The sequence below is a fragment of the Anabaena sp. FACHB-83 genome, from assembly GCF_014697485.1.
Taxonomy (GTDB): Bacteria; Cyanobacteriota; Cyanobacteriia; order Cyanobacteriales; family Nostocaceae; genus Nostoc_B.
The window spans coordinates 52,363-72,106 of sequence record NZ_JACJRY010000021.1; the positions used below are offsets into that span (position 1 = coordinate 52,363).

21 protein-coding genes are annotated in these 19,744 nt (G+C 40.2%); 5 read left to right on the forward strand and 16 right to left on the reverse strand.

Annotated elements, in window-relative coordinates; all coding sequences use genetic code 11:
• Nucleotides 1-314 precede the first annotated feature (314 nt).
• From H6G79_RS22555 to H6G79_RS22620, 14 genes are all read right to left on the reverse strand, one after another.
• Nucleotides 315-1,196 carry a hypothetical protein gene (locus H6G79_RS22555; RefSeq protein WP_190592055.1) on the reverse strand — a complete coding sequence of 294 codons (882 nt, stop codon included), beginning with the start codon at nt 1,194-1,196 and terminating at the stop codon, nt 315-317.
• A 121-nt stretch (nt 1,197-1,317) separates the two neighbouring features.
• Nucleotides 1,318-1,563 (reverse strand): hypothetical protein, encoded by a 246-nt coding sequence (locus H6G79_RS22560; RefSeq protein WP_242048516.1) that lies wholly within the window; start codon nt 1,561-1,563, stop codon nt 1,318-1,320.
• Nucleotides 1,564-1,644: 81 nt separating this feature from the next.
• Nucleotides 1,645-1,806 (reverse strand): copper chaperone, encoded by a 162-nt coding sequence (locus H6G79_RS22565; protein WP_190592054.1) that lies wholly within the window; start codon nt 1,804-1,806, stop codon nt 1,645-1,647.
• A gap of 219 nt (nt 1,807-2,025) precedes the next feature.
• The gene (locus H6G79_RS22570) at nt 2,026-2,433 is read right to left on the reverse strand and encodes a heavy metal-responsive transcriptional regulator (protein WP_190592053.1); all 408 of its coding nucleotides are present in this window, start codon (nt 2,431-2,433) and stop codon (nt 2,026-2,028) included.
• A 156-nt stretch (nt 2,434-2,589) separates the two neighbouring features.
• Nucleotides 2,590-5,769 carry an efflux RND transporter permease subunit gene (locus tag H6G79_RS22575; protein ID WP_190592052.1) on the reverse strand — a complete coding sequence of 1,060 codons (3,180 nt, stop codon included), beginning with the start codon at nt 5,767-5,769 and terminating at the stop codon, nt 2,590-2,592.
• A gap of 35 nt (nt 5,770-5,804) precedes the next feature.
• Complete coding sequence (locus tag H6G79_RS22580; protein WP_190592051.1) at nt 5,805-7,151, reverse strand: efflux RND transporter periplasmic adaptor subunit; 1,347 nt, start codon at nt 7,149-7,151, stop codon at nt 5,805-5,807.
• A gap of 107 nt (nt 7,152-7,258) precedes the next feature.
• Nucleotides 7,259-7,453, reverse strand: coding sequence for a heavy metal-associated domain-containing protein (locus H6G79_RS22585; RefSeq protein ID WP_190592050.1), 195 nt, complete (start codon nt 7,451-7,453; stop codon nt 7,259-7,261).
• Nucleotides 7,454-7,747: 294 nt separating this feature from the next.
• Entirely contained in the window at nt 7,748-8,374 is a 627-nt protein-coding gene (locus H6G79_RS22590) for a class I SAM-dependent methyltransferase (RefSeq protein ID WP_190592049.1), read from the reverse strand.
• Between the two features lie 17 nt (nt 8,375-8,391).
• Complete coding sequence (locus tag H6G79_RS22595) at nt 8,392-8,805, reverse strand: heavy metal-responsive transcriptional regulator (RefSeq protein WP_096585246.1); 414 nt, start codon at nt 8,803-8,805, stop codon at nt 8,392-8,394.
• Nucleotides 8,806-8,955: 150 nt separating this feature from the next.
• Nucleotides 8,956-9,870: an NAD(P)-dependent oxidoreductase gene (locus tag H6G79_RS22600; protein WP_190592048.1), complete on the reverse strand. Its 915-nt coding sequence runs from the start codon at nt 9,868-9,870 to the stop codon at nt 8,956-8,958.
• A 154-nt stretch (nt 9,871-10,024) separates the two neighbouring features.
• The gene (locus H6G79_RS22605) at nt 10,025-10,480 is read right to left on the reverse strand and encodes a DoxX family protein (protein WP_190592047.1); all 456 of its coding nucleotides are present in this window, start codon (nt 10,478-10,480) and stop codon (nt 10,025-10,027) included.
• A gap of 31 nt (nt 10,481-10,511) precedes the next feature.
• Complete coding sequence (locus tag H6G79_RS22610; RefSeq protein ID WP_190592046.1) at nt 10,512-10,931, reverse strand: VOC family protein; 420 nt, start codon at nt 10,929-10,931, stop codon at nt 10,512-10,514.
• A gap of 166 nt (nt 10,932-11,097) precedes the next feature.
• Entirely contained in the window at nt 11,098-12,036 is a 939-nt protein-coding gene (locus H6G79_RS22615) for a cupredoxin domain-containing protein (RefSeq protein ID WP_190592045.1), read from the reverse strand.
• Nucleotides 12,037-12,323: 287 nt separating this feature from the next.
• Nucleotides 12,324-14,585: a heavy metal translocating P-type ATPase gene (locus tag H6G79_RS22620; protein WP_190592044.1), complete on the reverse strand. Its 2,262-nt coding sequence runs from the start codon at nt 14,583-14,585 to the stop codon at nt 12,324-12,326.
• Between the two features lie 359 nt (nt 14,586-14,944).
• Here H6G79_RS22620 and H6G79_RS22625 point away from each other — a divergent pair, with 359 nt between their 5' ends.
• The 3 genes from H6G79_RS22625 to H6G79_RS22635 all read left to right on the forward strand — a co-directional run bounded on the left by H6G79_RS22625 (nt 14,945) and on the right by H6G79_RS22635 (nt 17,206).
• Entirely contained in the window at nt 14,945-15,460 is a 516-nt protein-coding gene (locus H6G79_RS22625; RefSeq protein WP_082370731.1) for a DMT family transporter, read from the forward strand.
• A gap of 24 nt (nt 15,461-15,484) precedes the next feature.
• Entirely contained in the window at nt 15,485-15,946 is a 462-nt protein-coding gene (locus H6G79_RS22630; RefSeq protein ID WP_190592043.1) for a DMT family transporter, read from the forward strand.
• 66 nt (nt 15,947-16,012) lie between these two features.
• Complete coding sequence (locus H6G79_RS22635) at nt 16,013-17,206, forward strand: phytochelatin synthase family protein (RefSeq protein ID WP_190592042.1); 1,194 nt, start codon at nt 16,013-16,015, stop codon at nt 17,204-17,206.
• A gap of 155 nt (nt 17,207-17,361) precedes the next feature.
• On the opposite strand, the gene H6G79_RS22640 is transcribed toward H6G79_RS22635, so the two are convergent.
• Nucleotides 17,362-17,721: a hypothetical protein gene (locus H6G79_RS22640; RefSeq protein ID WP_190592041.1), complete on the reverse strand. Its 360-nt coding sequence runs from the start codon at nt 17,719-17,721 to the stop codon at nt 17,362-17,364.
• A gap of 42 nt (nt 17,722-17,763) precedes the next feature.
• Complete coding sequence (locus H6G79_RS22645; RefSeq protein ID WP_190592040.1) at nt 17,764-18,069, reverse strand: hypothetical protein; 306 nt, start codon at nt 18,067-18,069, stop codon at nt 17,764-17,766.
• Nucleotides 18,070-18,349: 280 nt separating this feature from the next.
• On the opposite strand from H6G79_RS22645, the gene H6G79_RS22650 reads away from it, so the two are divergent.
• Together H6G79_RS22650 and H6G79_RS22655 are read left to right on the forward strand one after the other, a co-directional pair.
• The gene (locus tag H6G79_RS22650) at nt 18,350-18,619 is read left to right on the forward strand and encodes a thioredoxin family protein (protein ID WP_190592039.1); all 270 of its coding nucleotides are present in this window, start codon (nt 18,350-18,352) and stop codon (nt 18,617-18,619) included.
• Between the two features lie 391 nt (nt 18,620-19,010).
• A complete protein-coding gene (locus tag H6G79_RS22655; protein WP_190592038.1) occupies nt 19,011-19,712 on the forward strand; it encodes a DUF305 domain-containing protein in 702 nt (233 codons plus the stop codon).
• The last annotated feature ends 32 nt before the right edge of the window (nt 19,713-19,744 follow it).

Sequence of the window (19,744 nt, forward strand, 5' to 3'; positions counted from 1 at the left end):
TACTTATTCATGCAACAATGCCGTTTAGAACTAGCAAATTGATATAAAGCATCAAATAAGAGCAGAAAAAAGCTCAACATTTTGGAGTAAATGTAGTGAAGAGATCGCATCAATGGATAACTTGTCTGAACTGAGAAACCGAATTTAACACAATCGCTAGCTGTTAGCATAGGTCAACTCCTAAATTAGAGATGGCCAGAAACAAGAATTCACCACCTATTTAGGTGGTGAATTCACATAGGTACTATGTACATCCAAAGTTGGAAGGTAGGAAGTTCTGCCCTTCTTATTTTACTAAGAAAACATCAGCTAAATTAAACCACATTAATCCAGAAATCAGCAGTAATAATTTTACCGTTGCGATTGAATTGTCCCCAAAGTTTATACTTTCCTGCTTGCGGAAAGCTAGTCATAAAATGAACCTGTCCAGTTGGAGTATTGTTGAGTGCGTGAGCATGGATGTAATCTGCTGCTGTTAATGAGCTTGACTGTCGCAGGATAACTAAATGTCCTTTTTCTCCCAAGTAAGGCTGCAAGTCTGTAAGCGGTTGATTGTTAGTAGCATCTTGTAATTTAAACATTAAAGTTACTTCTTGACCTGCTTTTACAGTGGGTTCAGAAAGAGCGAGATTGACTTGAGTATCATTGAAAATTTTACTACGCTTAATGTCAATTTCTGGAGCAGCAATAGTGATTCCTGGAACTTGTGTTTTTAATACTGAAATTTGTTCTGACTGACCAGCAGGTTTGTAGTCACTAAAGAATGTGTAACCACCTGCTTTTGGAAAACTAGCTTCTACTTGAAACTGACCATTATCTTTGTATGTGGGATGAAGATGGCTGAAAAACTGAAGATCGTCACTGACAATAATTAAGTGCATGAGCTTTTCTTGGAAATTGTCAAACTTGGCGATCGCCTTTCCTTCTAAATCTTGAACATCAATCAATAGCGAAATATTTTTATTTGGGGTGATGTTACTGGGAGCTTTGAGTTTTGCTTGAGTCAATGCTTTTTTCTCACCATGAATTGTGCTACTTGTTGAATGTTCTCCATGATGGCTCTCGCTCATTGAACGCTCCTCATGCTGATGTGTACTAACAGACATTGCTTTTTCTTCAGCTTTAGGTAATGATGAGCAAGCTTGAACTAGAACCAAAGTAGTAGTGATAGCGATCGCATTTAGAAATCTATTCATTGATTTTCTCCTTTTCGTAACGGATTAAGTTATTCAAAAGACTCAAGTTGAGTAGTAAGGCTATACGAGAAGCAAGAGTTTTGTTGATTAGAAATAGATAATTTCCTAATCTTGTCTTGGGCTATGCCTTGAAGATGACAAGTATTAAAATCAAAATCTTTAGTTGCCAAGGTGTTAATATTACACTGACAATTAGGCAAGCAATTGTCAATAAAACTGTTAATTCTGCTAATTCATCAGTAGAATTTTTAAACAGATAACTCACTCCTAAAGCAATCATTAGCGGAATCAGAAAAAGTAAGCCCATAGAAATTACGTCTTTTACTAAAAGCAAAAGGGCTTTTCTGAATTGAGTTTTGTCTACCATCAGTAATTAGCATTTCAATAATTATTGAGACTAGACAAAACTCAAAAACTAAATAGATAGCCAACATCAGCTATTGATTAATTATTTAATCTGTGTCTCAGATGCTTGAATTGCTATACTTACAAGTTTTGTGGTTGGTTTAGCTGAAAATGTGGTTATAGAATCGATAAATTTAATTGCTGTGGTAACAGTATTCACACAAACAGAACAAACTAGCTCAAGAATAGTAAATTGTATGCTCATAATGTTTAACCCTCATCGAACATGACTAATTTTTGAAGATCAGCGAGTGATTTATGAATCATCTACTCAACATAAAGTGAGTTTAAATTGTCTAGTTGAGTGGAGAGTCAAGAGAAAAAATCAAGAAATTTTTAGTTTTTTGATTTGAATTAATAAAAAATACGTTCATTTTTGAGTGAACGTATTGTTAAAAAATATTTTTTAGATCGACACTAGTTTTTAGTTAATGATGGGGCAAATTGTTGGATGATATGTTTCAGATTGAATTTTCCAGCCAGAAAGCATCCCTGACAAATCTTGTCTCAAAACAAGTAATTGCTGAATTTGATCATCAATAGCTTGTACCTTATCCTCAAGCTTGGTTTTTATATGTTCACACGGTAATTCTCCCTCATCATGAACATTCAAAAATTCTTTGATTTCGGATAAAGTTAAACCCAGACTTTGGGCGCGTTTAATAAAGTGCAGGCGAGCTAAAACATCAGTGTTAAATAATCTAAAACCACCTTCAGTTCTGCCTGATGATTTGAGTAGACCAAGCTCCTCATAGTAGCGAATGGTTTTAATCGGTACTCCACTTTCTTTAGCAACTACACCAATCTGTTTTGACTTTTCTTGAACTAGCATAATTACTTCTCTTAAATTTAATCGTCTACTTTATTCTAGATTCTCCAGTCAGATGGAGAGTCAAGTATCAACTCGATTAAAAATAATGGGGTAAAGTGAAAACCCCCTAAGCTCAAGCCAGGGGATGTACGCCAAGTTAAGAATTCTCGCTTATTTTCAACGGAGTATGTCAATTCCTGATTGTTTTGCTAACTTACTCTCTTGATTCCTTAACTTTGGTATACCTACAAACAGTAAGCGAATTTGGGTAATCACGATATACAGGATAGGTACTACAAACAAACTCAAGAAAGTTGCAACGAACATTCCACCAAAGACAGCCGTACCCAGAGATTGTCGGCTGGCCGAACCTGCTCCTGTAGCAACAACAAGCGGCCAAGTTCCCAATAGAGTAGAAATAGCAGTCATGATAATTGGTCGTAAGCGTTCTCCAGAAGCTTTTACGGCTGCTTTGGTAATTGAAAAACCTTGTTCGCGCAATTGGTTAGCAAATTCAACAATTAAAATTGCATTTTTACTAGCTAAACCAATTAACATCACTAAACCGACCTGACAATAAACATCGTTATACAAACCGCGCCATGATTGGGCTAACAATGCTCCTAAAACTGCTAAGGGAACTGATAATAAAATAATCAAAGGGTCAACAAAGTTATTGTATTGAGCAGCCAGCACTAAGAAAACAAAGAAAATTCCTAGACCAAAAATAATTGGTGCTTGACCACCAGATTCTAATTCTTCTAAAGTAATACCTGACCACTCATAGCTCATGTTTTTTGGTAAGACAGTAGCCGCTAAATTTTTCATAGCTTCTATTGCTTGTCCAGAGCTAAAACCAGGAGCAGCTGCACCGTTGATTTCTATTGAGCGATAGAGGTTATAGTGATTAATTGTTTGCGGCCCGGTGGTTGGTGTAACCTTCACCAAACTACTGAGGGAAATCATCTCACCCCGCCCAGAACGCACATATAATTGCCCAATATCTTCTGGGTTAGAGCGAAACTGTTGATCTGCTTGGACATAGACTCGGTATGTGCGACCAAAAGCGTTAAAGTCATTGACATAGCGTGAACCGATGAAAGTCTGCAAGGTGCTAAAAATATCTCTGACAGGGACTTGTAAGGCTTCGGCTTTTTCTCGATCTACTTCGATAAGTAATTGGGGTGCATTAGCGGTGTAGGTACTGAAGACTCCTTGCAGTCCTGGTGTTTGATTAGCTTTGCCGATTAAATCATGACTAATTTTGACTAAATTATTGATATCACTATTATTTCTGTCTCCTCTATCTTGCAACTGAAACACAAAACCACCGACACTCCCTAAACTTTGGATAGTCGGAGGATTTACCGCAAACACGGCTGCGTCTTTAATTGCTGACAATCCACCTCTAGCTTGATTTACAATTGCTGATGCAGTTTGTTCGGCTGTTTTTCGTACATCCCAAGATTTTAGCGGTGCAAATATCAAGCCTCGGTTGGGAGTATTACCACTAAAACCCACACCACCCATTGCAAAAGTACCTTGAATCTCTGGAATTTTCAGCAGTGTTTTTTCTGCTTGCTTCGCAACTTCACGGGTGTAGTTGAGTGAAGTGCCATCTGGCCCCTGCATTAAATTAATAAAATAACCTTGGTCTTCTTCTGGTAAAAATGCTGTCGGTACGCGCAGATAAAGCCAGCCTGTCCAAACCAAAGATGCAATAAACAGTACCACAACAACAATTTTAAAGTTGATCAGCAACCGGAGAATTTGTTGGTATCCTTTTTGCATCCAGTCAAGTAACCAATTAATCGCTCCAAAAATCCAGCCTAGTAAACCGCGTGGTTTTTGAGTTTTCCGCAACAACATAGCTGCCAGAGCTGGAGTTAAGGTAATAGCAATAAAAGTCGAAAGTACAATTGAGAAAACAATTGTCAGTGCAAATTGTTTATATAGTTGTCCCGTTGTTCCAGGGAAGAATCCCACAGGAATAAACATAGCCATGAGTACGAGAGATGTGGCAATGACCGCCCCAAACAGTTCTGTCATGGATTCACTAGCCGCGCGCCGGGGATTCATCCCTTTACTCTGGATAAAGCGGTTAATTTGTTCGACAATGATGATTGCATCGTCTACCACCATCCCCGACCCTAAAGTCAAACCAAACAAAGTCAAGCTGTTAAGTGAAAAATCGAAAACCTTTACAAAGGCAAACGTCCCAATTAAAGAAACCGGAATTGTAATTGCGGGAATGAGGGTAGTGCGCCAGTCTTGTAAGAAAACAAAAATTACTAAGACAACCAGCACAATTGATTCCAATAAATTTTTGACAACTTCCTGGCGAGACGCTTCAACAAATAGTGAAGAATCATAGGGAAATTCATATTTCAAACCAGGTGGAAAGTCCTTTGCAATTTGCTCCATTTCGGCTTTGACCGCATTGGCAATCTTTAAAGCATTGCTTCCAGGAATTTGCAGGATTTGATAGCCGACAGCAACGTGACCACTATAGCGAGCAAAGGAACTGTAATTTTCTGCCCCCAGTTCAGCACGACCAACATCTTTAAGCTTCACCAGTGTGCCATCTGTACCTGCTTTGATGACCATGTTTTCAAATTCGTCAGCTTCTTTTAACCGCCCTTGGGTTTGCAACTCAATTTGATACATTTGCCCATTGGGTGCAGGTGGTTGTCCTATACTTCCGATACCTAACTGTAAGTTTTGTTGGTGAAGGGCGTTAATTACGTCCTCAGTGGTAAGTTTACGATTAGCAAGCTGAGTCGGGTCAAGCCACAACCGCATCGCATAGCGGCGATCGCCAAAAGTTGCAATATTACCTACACCTTTGATGCGTCTGAGGCGGTCTAAAACGTAAAGGTCGGCGTAGTTACTAATAAAAGTGTCATCATACTTATCGCCTTCACTATATAAAGCCATCGCTAAGACAATGCCACTGGATTGCTTAGTAACAGAAACTCCTGTTTGTCGGACAACTTCTGGCAGTTTTGGTTCTGCCAGCAAGACGCGATTCTGCACATCAGCCGCCGCAGTATCAATGTCATAGCCTTGGTCAAAAGTGACGATGATGTTGCTAGTACCGTCACTGCTGCTAGTTGAGGTGATATATTTTAAGCCTTCGACACCATTAATTTGGCGTTCTAAAACTGTTGTGACTGTATCTTCTACAACTTGCGCGCTAGCACCAATATAATTAGCGGTGACATTAATTTGTACGGGGCTGATATCTGGGTACTGCTCTACTGGTAGTAGCGGAATGCTGATTATGCCTACCATGAGCATTACTAAAGCGCAGGCGATCGCAAATACAGGTCGCTTAATAAAAAAATTCGCAAACATAAACTTATTTTTTTCTGGTAAAAATCTTGATTTAACTAAGGTTCAGGAATAATAGGAGCGCCATCTCTTAAGTTGAGTAAACCGGAAACAACAATTTTCTCGCCTGCGGTTAACCCTTTCAGCACTTGATACTGATTACCCTGGATACTACCTAGCTCTACGGGTTTGAGTCTTGCTACTAGCTGTTTTTCTTTGGGGGATGATTCGGCTACATAAACAAAGGTTTCCGCACCCAAACGGATAACAGTTGTTGTAGGAATTAATACTCCTGGGCGTTTGTCCCAAATCACTTTAGCTTTCACGAATTGGTCGGCTCGCAACTGTCTGCGAGAATTATCAAACAGTGATTTGACTAAGACTGACTGAGTATCGTTGGCTGTGTTGGGAGCTATAAAAAATATGCGACTGCTACCGAGATTTTTACCCCGTTCGTCAATTAACTGTAATGTCATTCCAGGACGCAATCGGGTTGCTTGCTGAACTGGTACGGAGATATTGACTTCTAGAGTTTGATTTTCGGTAATAGTTGCCAATTGAGTAGAGGTATCAACAAAATCACCGATTTTGATGGGGATGTCACCCACTTTGCCAGCAAAAGGAGCAGTAATTTTGTAGTATTTCAATTGGACTTGTTGTTGTTTGGTAGCTGCTTGAGCTTGCTGTACAGCTTTTTCGGCTTGAGAGATAGCAGCTTTTTGGGCTTGAATTTGGGCATCAATTGTACTCAAACTAGCTTTAGCTGTAGCTAGTTTGTTAGCGTATTGATCCTGAGTTTGGCGAGGTATAGCACCTTCCGCAGCCAAGTAAGAGTACCTTTGATAGTCCAACTCGTTTAGCTTGACATCAGCTTGCTTAGATAAACGTTCAGCTTCTATAGATTTGAGAGTCGCTTTGGCATTTTCGAGTTGCGATCGCGCCGCCATTGCAGCTGCATCCACACCGCTAACTGCTGCTTTTTGTTCTTCTGCATCTATTTGTAGAATTGGTGTACCTGCTTTTACTTCATCGCCGGATCTGACAAAAATCTGACTGATTTGTCCTTGAATTCTGGGACGCAGAATGACTGAACGACGCGATTGGAGGTTAGCAATAAAATTTGAACTTTGTTCAATTGTGCTGGCTTTTAAGGAAGATAATTTTACTTGTACACCAGGAGGCGCAGCAGCAGTAGCTACTGGGGGTTTTTGACTGGGAGTTAGTATACGCCAAACTGCAATTCCTCCACCTGCTAATAGTAGAGTGAGCAATAGCCAAAGCCAAGGTCGCTGCGATCGCGGTGATGGTGATTCATCTGTTAAATCATCGTCATTTGGAATGAGAATCTGATTTTCCAAATCATTGTCTGAATCTAGAATAGTCGTTTGGTTTTCCAAAGGGTTCATGTTTGAGCAATTTCCTATAATTTCAATTGAGTCGAAATAATTCCTAATTGATAAATTTTTTATCAACAGTTAGCTTTTGCGAACTGTTGATATATGTTTGAAAACCTCTAGATGGATGGATAACCAACAGAGGCGAGTGCTTCTTTAATCGCCGTCTCTGATGCTTGAGTTTCTACACTGATAGTTTTGGTTTTTGTATCAGCTTTTACAGTGGCAGCAGCATCAACTTTTTGAATTGCTGTGTTGATAGTATTTACACAAGCTGAACAAGCTAATTTAGGGATAGTAAGTTGTAGTGTCATCTCTAAAAACTCCTGATTTTTTTACTACTAAAGCGTGGTTTGTTTGAGTAAGTTTTTAATTTTTTACTCAACCTGGAATTAGCTTAAATTCTCCATCTGCCTGGAGAGTCAAGAGGAAAAATAAAAAAATAACTACAGATAAAAATAGATGCACACAGATAAATCATCACTGTTTATCTGTGTGCATCTGTGGTTTTATATAAAATTGGAATTTTTGTTCTTGTAATTAGTGAAAAGCTTTTGAAAGTATTAATTTTAGTAAAATTAAAAGTGTATAAGCAGCAATAAAACAACTTAATTCTTGAGAATTGCTGTAGCTACCATCAACCCCCATACAACACCAAAGCGAATTCTGGTTGCGCGATAAACCGCAAAATTTGCATCTTCAAGCAAGCGGTGAAATTCATTTTGGGTATAACACTGCTGATGAGCCGGATCGAAACCTTTAAGGATAATGTCACATATTTTACAAAGTAAATAATCTCTACACCAATCCAGGATAATAACTTTACCATCAGGCTTCAGGACTCGTCTCATCTCCTTTAATGCAGCAAGTGGATCGTCAAAGTAGTGAAACGCATTGGCAGACACAATCACATCAAAACTATCATTGTCAAATGGCAAATTTGATGCACTCGCAATCTGGAATGATACTTGAGGATAAGCACTACATTTCTGTTTGGCGATCGCCAGCATTTTATCTGAAATGTCTATCCCAACAATTTGTTGTGATGAATATTCAGCTAGCAGTAAACGTTCAAACTCACCAGTACCACAGGCAACATCAAGTATAGTATCTGTTGGTGATATCTCTGCCCATTTTTTGAGGAAAGATAGTGTATTAGTTATATAACTTTTCCAACGTAAATCGTAAACACCCGCTAACTGGTCGTACTGTTTGCGAACTATAGTTTCACTCATATTATTTTTTGTAATATTTATTCATGTTCAATAATTGGACAAATTGTTGAATGATCATTATCAAGCTTTATTTCCCAACCAGATAGCAATCCTGATAATTCTTGTCTCAAAATCAGTAATTGCTGAATTTGTTCATCAATAGCTTTTACTTTATCTTCTAGTTTAGTTTTGATATGCTCGCAAGGTAATTCTCCACTATCATGAATATTTAAAAAGTCCTTAATTTCTGACAAGCTTAATCCTAAGCTTTGAGCGCGTTTAATAAAGTGCAGTCTTTCTAAAACATCAGAGTTAAATAATCTAAATCCGCCTTCTGTTCTTCCGGATGATTTGAGTAGATCAAGTTCTTCATAGTAGCGAATAGTTTTAATTGGTACGCCGCTTTCTTTGGCAACTACACCAATCTGTTTTGCTTGTGCTGGAGCTAACATACTTACCAAACTTCAGTGAAATATGATTACTGAATCATATCCTAAACTCTCCATCTAACTGGAGAGTCAAGGATAAAAAATATCATTTTTGAAAAAACTGCTCTCTAATGATTTGGGCTTCTCTGGCTTATACAAGTTAAAAGCCAGAGTTTAATCTAGCCATTGGAGCGATCGCGGCTGAAACTTCAATTCCTGCTTGGCTTTGAGATTAGATGCCCCTCGCAGTTGAGTGGCATAGGAAACTGCATCTGCTCCTTGAGTTTTGAGTGTGTCTTCAACGGATACCCTTACAGGTGGCTTTGCACCTAACCAATCAGCATAGGCAGATAGCCATATTCGCAATTCTAAAGGGCGATCGTCAACGATGTTATAAACCCCTGGTTTACCTTGCTCAACAGCCGCAACAGTGGCAGTAGCAGCATCTTCAACGTGTATCCATGACCAAACACCCTGTCCGTCATCAACAATGGGAAATTGCTGTTGTCGCACAAGATTTGCCATATCTCCGTCTGATGCGTACCAAGTTCCTGAACCATAGAGAAAACCATAACGCAGGACAACACCTTCTAAAGTATTTGCAGACAAGAGGCGATGTTCTATATTTGCATACATCCGTGTTCCTGCTGCTATGGCAGGTGTGCTATCAAAGGCAAAGGGCGTTTCTTCATCGGCTAAACCTACACCTGGAGCATACCAAAATGCGCTGGACTGGAGAAGATAACGCCGGACTCCTGCTGCTTGCGCCGCCATTTGCAGATTTGCACCTCCTTCTCTGCGGGTGCGATGGTCTAGGGCAGTTGCAGCACTCATTGACTCAGGAGTATAGTTTTTGGGTAAAGCAGTGAGTAGGTCAATGACAACTTCAGGCTGAATATGGCTAAGGGTAGTATGAACAGCATCAGCATCAAAGATATCAATGATTTCGGATTTTGCTCCCTGCTGAGTAAGAAAATTGGCGTTTTGGGGGGAACGAGTCAAGCCAGTTACATCATATCCAGCTTGAATTAATTGTGTGATGAGTGGACGACCGATCGCACCGGTAGCTCCAGCAATTAATACTTTCATAGTCATCTCTGAATTAGAATACGTTGAATTAAACGAGATGAAAAATTAATTTGTGATACCCAATTCATCTAAAGTTGTAGATAATAAGATATCAAGAATAATTAACCGCAGATAGAAGCAGATGAGCGCAGAGAAAGACGGATAATTAAACCCATTAACGTGGTCGCCAAGCAATGTTGCCAGAACCGTACTGAATGACCATTAGTAACCCACCGATGATGCACAGATTTTTCATGAACATGATCTGCTCAATTGGGTTAGCAAAGTTGCTATGGAAAATAAAGGTAGCGATGAAGGTGAATATGGCTAAGGCCGCAGCTCCTAAGCGTGCATAAAAACCCAGGAGTAAAGACAGTCCAGCCGAAAGTTCTAGGGCGATCGCTGCTGGTAAAAATAGCCAGGTGAATGGCATCCCATAGGCTGCCATGTATGCTTGTGTATCAGCTGGGTGAAGAATTTTATTAAACCCTGACCACAGGAATAAGCCAGATAAAAGAATGCGGGCAATCAATGGCAAATAATTGCGAGTTGCATGAAGTCCAGTATTGTATGGTTTTTGTGGTTGTAAATTTGTGGCTTGGGTAGTCGAGCGCAAATGATCACCTTTCATAAAAATTCTCCTATTTTTTCAAAAATGTGTGCTAAATATTCCCCTGCTCCACTGTTAGACCAATCTCCTGGCCGTAAGATAATTCCAATGTGTGACCATCTGGGTCTCGCAAGAATGCCCAATATCCGACCGGATACCCAGAATCTTTGGGTTCGTCAACCAGTACCCCCGCTTGACGAGCCTGATCACACAAAACATCCATTGCTTCACGACTCTTACAGCCAATTCCCAGATGTGCTAATGGCGAGAGAACAGGATGTATTGACTTAGTTTCAATGAGAACAATTGCAAATGGGCGAGTATGGTCTGTTAGCCAAGCAACCACAACTTCTGTGTCAGTATCAATGCGACGATGAACCACTTGCATTTGTGCGTAGGTAGCGTAAAACTCAATACTTTGTTCAATATTTGAGACAGGCAGAGCAATATGCGTAAGTCCAATATCAATCATTTTCGATTCCTTAGAAAGTTAACGAATGAATCCTGTCCCCTAAACTGACTTCAAGGACAGCTTGACAAAAAGCATACATATCTCCGAACTAGGCATTCACTAAGCTAGACGAGATAGGCAATCCAGTTGTGACAGCAGGGGCAAAATTCACCTGCTTTCACCATGCTCAGGAGAAACTAATTTGAGTAGAAGTAGTTTTTTCACTATCATCTGTGGCTTGGACTGAAATTGCACCACGAAACATATTCATCCCGCAGGTGAAAGCATACTCGCCTGGTTTTTCGGGTGTAAACTCAATTGAGGTTAATTGATTGACTGGTAAATCAGCAGCAATACCAAAATCAGGAATTAGCACTTTCGCAAGGCAATTACTGGGATTTTCGCGCAGAAAGTTGAGTTGTACTCTTTGCCCCGCTTGGACAACAACATGATTCGGTGCATATCCCTTATCTACATTGATGGTGGTTTTCTGAATTCTTTGCTCTACAGTTGTTTCATGCTCATCGATTGAACTGAAGGATTTGGGTTGTGGTTCTTTCATCGTTTTTTCTTCCTTTATGACTGTTGATTGAATGTCTGAAGCTTCGGCTTGAATTTCACCACGAAACATATTCATGCCACAGGTGAAGAGATAAGTTCCAGCTTGTTTGGGTGTAAATTCCACAGTGGTTACTTGATTTAGCGGTAAATCTGCGGCAATGTAAAAATCTGGAATCACAACTTGTTCTAAGCAACTGCTGGGATCTTTGCGTTCAAATTTCAGCCTTACTGGTTTCCCTACTTGCACCACAATTCGACTAGGATCATATCCCCCATCAACAATGACGGTTACTTCTTGGACATTTCCACCTGTTGCCACTGCTTTCTGAGACTTAGGTTTACTCAGCAAGAACCACCAAAGTTGTAGGCCAAGTAGTCCCAATCCGCCGAGGGTGACGGCTATCTTATTCTCTAATGGCTGTTCAATACGTTGAAATTGATTAGTTTGAACTGTTGCAGATGAGTGTGTATCGTGAGATTTTTGTGCTGCTGCTTCACCAGATGCAATTGATAATACAATTCCTAAACTGGCTATACTACCGATGAGTGCTGTTTTGTTTACCATTGAAAAACCTCCTACATGGATATAATTCGTGGTTCGTAATACTTCTCTACGTTCGCGTAGCGTGTCGGAGACAGACGCTCCGCGTAGCTTGCTTCCACGGAGTGGTACGGCTGCGCTCAGTACAAGTTCGTAATTAAGAAAGTCAGCTATGGTCTGAGTTTTAGGGATTGAAAGAGAATTGGTGTAAATTATTAGCTACACTAGCGTTCCTGAAATCACTCCCAACAGAAATCCAAATCCTGCTAAAGTCCCGAAAAATATGGTTTGATTGAGCATTGTTATTTCCTCTATGCAAGTGTTTTAGGTTGGAAGTTGCGTAAACGCAGCGCATTAGTGACTACGGAAACTGAACTAAATGCCATTGCTGCACCGGCGATGATGGGGTTGAGTAACCAACCGAAGATGGGGAAGAGAATTCCGGCGGCGATAGGAATACCAGCAACGTTGTAAATGAAGGCGAAGAATAGGTTTTGGCGAATGTTGCGAATTGTAGCGCGGCTGAGTTGAATGGCTGTAACTATGCCTTGCAAATCACCAGAGATTAAGGTGATATCACTAGCGGCGATCGCCACATCTGTACCTGTACCAATTGCAATTCCCACATCGGCTTGAGCTAAGGCTGGTGCATCATTGATACCATCACCAACCATCGCCACAATTTTGCCTTCTGCTTGTAATGCTTGTACTGTCGCGGCTTTTTGGTCGGGACGCACTTCTGCCAAGACTCTTTTGATACCAACTTCACGGGCAATACTTTCTGCGGTGCGGCGGTTATCACCTGTGAGCATCACAACTTCTAAACCAAGTTTTTGTAATGCTCTCACAGCCTGGGTGGAAGTAGGTTTAATGGCATCAGCAATCCCCATCAATCCTTGTATTTTGCCGTCAACTGCCAACCAAACTGCTGTTTTACCCAGGTATTCTAAGCGTTCTTTGTCTTGTTGCAAGGTTTGGGTGTAAATGCCTAACTCTTCCATCCAGCGTTGTGTACCAATTTGCACAAGACGGTTAGAAACGATACCTTGGACACCGCTACCTGCGATCGCTTCAAAATCTCTGACATCTGCTAATGGTACTTGCTGAAATTCGGCGTATCTAACAACTGCTTCTGCCAAGGGATGTTCGGAGTTGCGTTCTAAGGATGCGGCTAGTTGTATCAGCTTCATTTCGTTGCCGTTACGTGTACCGTCAACTGTGAGAAAATCTGTAACTGTGGGTTTACCTTGGGTAATTGTGCCTGTTTTGTCCAAGACAATTGTTTGAATCTGGTGTGCTATTTCTAAGCTTTCCGCACCTTTAATTAAGATGCCGTTTTCTGCACCTTTACCTGTACCTACCATCACAGAAGTCGGTGTAGCTAAACCCAATGCACAAGGACAAGCGATGATTAATACCCCAACTGTGGTAATCAACGCCAGGGTGACATTGCCCATGATGTTGTACCAGATGATAAAGGTAAGAATGGCGATCGCAATTACCGCCGGCACAAACCACCCAGTAACTTGGTCTGCTAGTCTTTGAATGGGGGCTTTTGAGCCTTGAGCTTGCTGCACTAGTTGGACAATCTGCGCCAGTACGGTATCTTTACCAACTCTTGTCGCTCGAAATTTAAAACTTCCAGTTTTGTTGATAGTAGCTCCGATGACTTCATCCCCTGGTTGCTTCTTCACGGGTACACTTTCCCCAGTCACCATCGCTTCATCAACTGTCGATGTCCCGTCAACTACTTCGCCATCAACGGGAATCTTTTCCCCAGGACGAACCAACACTACATCACCAATTTCTACTTCCTCAATCGGTACATCTATTTCTCGTCCATTGCGAATCAACCGAGCAGTTTTCGCTTGTAAACCAATCAACTTACGGATAGCTTCTGAGGTTTGTCCTTTGGCGCGGTTTTCAAATAGTCGCCCTAGTAAAATCAAGGTAATGACGACAGCACAAGTTTCATAATACACATCTGGCATCAATCCCTGAGCAATGAAAAACCCAGGAAATATGGTGGCAAATAGGGAATAAAAATATGCTGCACTTGTACCTAAAGCAATTAAGGTATCCATTGTCGCGGCATGACGCTTAAAAGCTTTCCAGGTATTAACGTAAAAGGAGTAACCACACCAAAACTGTACAGGAGTTGTGAGGACTAATTGCACCCAAGGATTATGCAACCATGTGGGAATAAAAGGTAGGTTTAACCCTGTCATCATTGGTAGTGAGCCAATCACCAGCACTATGCTAATGATGCCCCCTACTGTTACTTTTTGTTGTAAATCGCGGGACTCTTTCAGGCGATATCTTTTCTCTTCATCATCTTCTCCCGCCATCAGATTTTGTTCTTGGAGGGGATAGGCAGAATAACCTGCTGCATCTACCGCCTCTTGTATAGCTTGTAAATCTGTTGTTCTGGGGTCATAATCAACTGTTGCCTGTTCTGCCCCAAAGTTCACGCTACATTCATTTACACCAGGGACAGAACTAATCGCATCTTCAATACTTCTGGCGCAGGAAGCGCAACTCATACCGCGTAGTTTAAGTGTGGCATTTTCCATTTCAAAGCTCCAATTATCAAGTCGTGTTCAAGACTGATTTCATCTTGAATGCTCCAGTGAACTGGAGTGTCAAGGGGGTAGAAGAAAAAAATTGGAACTACGCAAAAAGTCCTTTCTCAACTAGCTTTGCAGCTATTTCCCATACATTAACTGAACTGGGGAAAAATTTCTGTTCAAGTCTCTTGACTCTCCAGTGAACTAGATATTTGAAGATAAACTCCAGCAAACAATAACCAGCTTGAACTAAAGTTCGGAAAGCTTTTGGAATGCGCTATTGGCAAAATTTGCCTATGGTTGTACCATTTCAGCGGTTCTGGCATAGTTCAGCGTCGGACTTGTAATTCACTGGACTAACAGCTATGAGCATCATCCATTTACCCTCAACAAAAACCACTGTTTCAAAATCTCCCACTGTTTCAACCTTAATTCGTCCCCCTTCACCTTCTCTGTTAATTGCTTTCTTTAATGGAGCCGTACTGCCTATTCAAGCAGCAATTAATGCTCAGTTAGCTCGGTCAATAGGTTCTTTCCCTCTAGCTGGAGATATTTCCTACTTCGTAGGCACTATCGTTCTCGTAAGTCTTCTATTAACTGGCAAATTCGGACGACCAAATTGGTCTGCGTTACCCAAAGCACCTTGGTGGGCTTTTTGTGGCGGATTGGTGGGTGCTTGGTACATAACCTCAAGTGCATACTTGACAACTAACTTGGGAACTACGCTCACAATTGCGTTGATTGTCAGTGGTCAATCTTTCATGGGGATGCTGGTAGATCATTTTGGATGGCTCTCAGTGCAGCCTCGTCGTCTTACGCCTAACCGACGCATTGCTGGAGCATTATTACTCTTAGCCGTTTTTTTTCTCACTTTGAAATAAGAGTTTTTAGTTTGGAGTATTAGTATGGAAATTTTGCTAGCGATCGCTGGTGCTGGTTCTGCTGGCGGACTGCTTGCTTATGGTAGTGCTGCTAATGTTCGATTAATGCAAGTAATTCGTTCCGCGATCGGTGCTGCTACTGTTAATTTCACTATTGGATTTACAACTTTAGCACTACTGATGGTGCTGGGAGTCATCGGCCCGCTATCCCTCAACCAATTGTCTCAAGCTCCTTGGTGGGCTTTCTTTGGCGGTGCTTTGGGAGCAACTTACGTAACGCTCAATACTCTCAGCATTCCTAAATTAGGTTTGACAAACACAACAATGGCTGTAGCATTTGGACAGATGCTGATGTCACTGATCATTGACCAGTTTGGTTTATTTGGGGTTATGAGTCATATCGTCAGTGCGCCCAGATTATTAGGAACTGGGCTTTTATTAGCCGCAGTTATACTTACACAATTAGATGCTAAACACAACAGATAACTGACCAATGATATATCTGAATATCTGCAATAATTCAATCCATCATAGTTGAGATTTTCTTTGTTCATGATTACTGAAGGATTTTATCGTCGTCCCTTACCTCCTCCTAGTATTTCTTTTGCTTCCCCTGATGGACGACAAATCTTTCAAGAAGCGATCGCATTAGGGGGTATGGAGGGTTATTTTCCGCTGGCTGAACAATTCCATACTCAATCAGAGCCAGCTTTTTGCGGGTTAGGTACTTTAGTCATGGTTCTCAACGCCTTATCCATTGATCCTGGGCGAATTTGGAAAGGTGTATGGAGATGGTACGGTGAAGAATTTCTCGAATGTTGTCAACCACTGAGTGCAGTTAAAAATCAAGGTATTACTTTTGACGAATTTGTCTGTTTAGCACGTTGTAATGGAGCTAAAGTACAACCCTATCGTTACGACCAAAGCAACCTACAGGAGTTCCGAGAATCTGTTAAGCAAGCCACTTTTCTACCTCAAGGTTTACATTTAGTTGTTGGCTATTCACGACAAGTTGTAGGACAAACTGGGGATGGACACTTTTCACCAGTGGGAGGATACCATCCGGAACGTGACCTTGTGTTGCTTTTAGATGTAGCTCGTTTTAAATACCCACCTCACTGGATTCCCCTAACTGTTTTATGGGATGCTCTACAACCCATTGATACTGCAACTGGTAAGTGTCGTGGCTATATCCTTATTTCTAATAAGAATATTTCCAATCAAAACTTTTTTCATGTAGGAATTGATATACATCAATGGGCGAAAGTTGCGCCTTATTTTAAGGATATTGCACCAACTTTATTGGCTCAACAACAGCCAGATTCATTATTTTCATTGCTGGATACGATATTAATAAATTTGCCACCAGAGTTAACTTCTGTTCTCTGCATTACTGGAGATAATCTATCAAATGAATTGTTCGAGATATGGTGCTGTTTATTGGAAGAAATTAAATCGCATCCTTTATGGACAGTTGCTCAAGAAGTACTGTTGACTAGAAATTGCTCAGAAACTTCTGTTACAGGAAAATGGCAACTCCAAGAGAAAAACTTAGCTCATTTGCTAACAATGTTTCTTTTATCTTGTCCAGAGGAAATTTATCAACCGCTAAATGAGCATTTGCGTTCTCAGATTTATCAACTCCGAGAAGTTGATAGGCTGCCACCACTGATGCGTCAGGAAGTAGTTAGCTTAAAAGAACAAATGTTAGCTTTACAGAATTTATTTCAAACATTATCAAATTAAATGTACAACAGTTTGCATATTTGTGTAATATGTGTAGAGACCTTACGTATAAGGTCTCTGCATTTCTTCCTGTTTAAGTTTTTTCTCTTTTAGATGAGTGTATCTTCATACAGAATTGGTATTACCTCTGCCTTTCTGTTTCTGTTTGTTATAAACTAGATTTTTTTGATAATAAAGTCTACATCACTTGAAATACTCTGTGATGAGTTAGGTTTAGCATAGTGATGTTGTGCAAGCCAAGCACGAACTTCCTCTTCAGATAACGCATGGAAACGATTTCCGATCAGTGAATCATCAATAATCCACCAGATATTTCCCATGCGATCGCTTGTCTGCCAAATAAAAGGAGTTGAACTATCCATCAAAGCTAGAGCGATCGCCCTAGCCGCATGATTCAAAGGTTGGCTGACTTCTTGAAATTGAAGTCTAAATCCATCAGAAATATCTGAGGGTGTCCATTTTTGTTTTTGGTAAGTTTGAAAATCATCAAAAAATTTACTGGGTATTATTCTCATAACTAATCTCCGTAGAACTAAATATTCAACTTAGGCTTTGCTTTACCATCTATGTTTGTTAGCAGTTAAAGTTTTTTGATAATAAAGTTGCTCAATCCAAATTAAAACTTCCTGTTCCGAACCCAAAGAAGCAGATTTACCTGTTGCTGGATCATAGGCAAACCACCAGATATTACCTTGGCGGTCGTGCCGTTCCCAAACTTCTGGTTCTGGTTCTTTATAGAGGAAGTCAACAAACGATCTCCAGAATTTTCCCAAAAATAATTGAACGGTGAATTGATTCTGATGAGGTACTTTAGAATCAGCACTTGATGTGAATCTCTGATGTAACTTTTGTCTGCTTGTCATAAATAAATTCCCAGGTATAACTATTGAAAGGACAAAAAGTTATCCTTTCTTTTCGCAAGTTAATAATTTAATCTTTAATGCTCCATTTAACTGGAGAGTCAAGAGATCGCGAGAAAAACTTTTATGAAGCAAAACATAGTTATAAATTTGTATGAAGAAAATTAATTTGTAATTAATATCAAATAAATTTATACAAATTATTAAGATTGTATTCATAAGCTTGAATCTCCCCTTAACAGGAGAGTTGACAATATTAGTAAAGTAATTGTTGGTGGAGATTATGACAAAACGTCAAATTGAGATATTTACAGCCAATTGTCCTCTTTGTGACGAAACAGTTCGTACAGTGCAAGAATTAGCTTGTTCAAATTGTGAAGTATTAGTCTATGATTTGCGTTCAAGTCAGGAGCAGCAGACTTATCTAGCGAAAGCTGAACATTATGGAGTTCAGTCAGTGCCAGCGATCGCTATCAACGGAGTGTTAGTGCTGACAGGTAAACCAACTCGTGACCAATTGCTAGCAGTGGGTGTGGGTCAACCCCTGAATTAAGCATGGATGTTAAACAAAGTCCAAACAGCGCGATTGTCTTTAGCAGTGTCCTTCAGGCAATCGCATTTATCACTAGATCAGTAAGGATGCGATCGCCTTGATTTGTAAAGAAACGTGTACAGAAAAAATATTTCATCCTCTTTTCATCTCTAGGTGAAAAGCTTAAAGTATAGGATTTTATGGAAGATAGAAACATCTAACTAAGTGCTTGGAAAGAAAATTAGCTTAATTATTTCAAGAAAGTGAAGCTTTAAAAAAGCCTTTATTACTGCTGTCTAGTTGAACAATTTTATTAAGTTACTCGAAGATTTTTTATCTCACAAGTTCCTCATAATTTTCCGATAATTTAATGAATGGAATTTGTGTTTAACTTCTACAATGAGGTAAGATTATGAAGACAAAAACATTGTCTTATGGCTTGGCTGGTATATTAACCAGTAGTACGCTCGCTGGATTAGTAATTTTAAATAACGCACAAGCGCAGGTTTCAAACTCAGAACACAATACTCATCACCCATCTACAGAAACTAGTCCTCCTCCCCAAAGAGGGATGATGAATAATATGGATCAACATTTCATTGAAATGATGGTTCCTCATCACACTCAAGCAATGGAAATGGCTGATATCGCATTAAGTCGCGCTCAACGCCCAGAAATTAAAAAGCTAGCGGCAGCGATTAAAAATGACCAAAACCGCGAAATTCAGCAAATGAAATCTTGGTACAAGGCATGGTACGGGAAAGAAGTACCTGTAACAGCCATGACTCGTCAAGAAATGATGGCAATGCATCAGCGTATGTGCCAACAGATGAACCCAGGCATGATGAAAATGCCGATGAACTGCAACATGATGGGTATGAATGTAGATTTGGCAGCCTTGAAAAATGCACCAGATTTCGACAAAGAATTTATCCGTCAGATGATTCCTCATCATCGCATGGCTCTAATGATGTCGCAGATGGCTACTAAAAAAGCTACCAAACCAGAAATTCGTAACTTAGCTCAGTCCATCATTAAAACTCAAACAGCTGAAATTAACCAGATGCAGCAGTGGTATCAGGCTTGGTATAAGTCAAAGCCTGAAGCAAGTTGAATTCCAAGTAGGAAGCAGTAGGAAAGAGAATT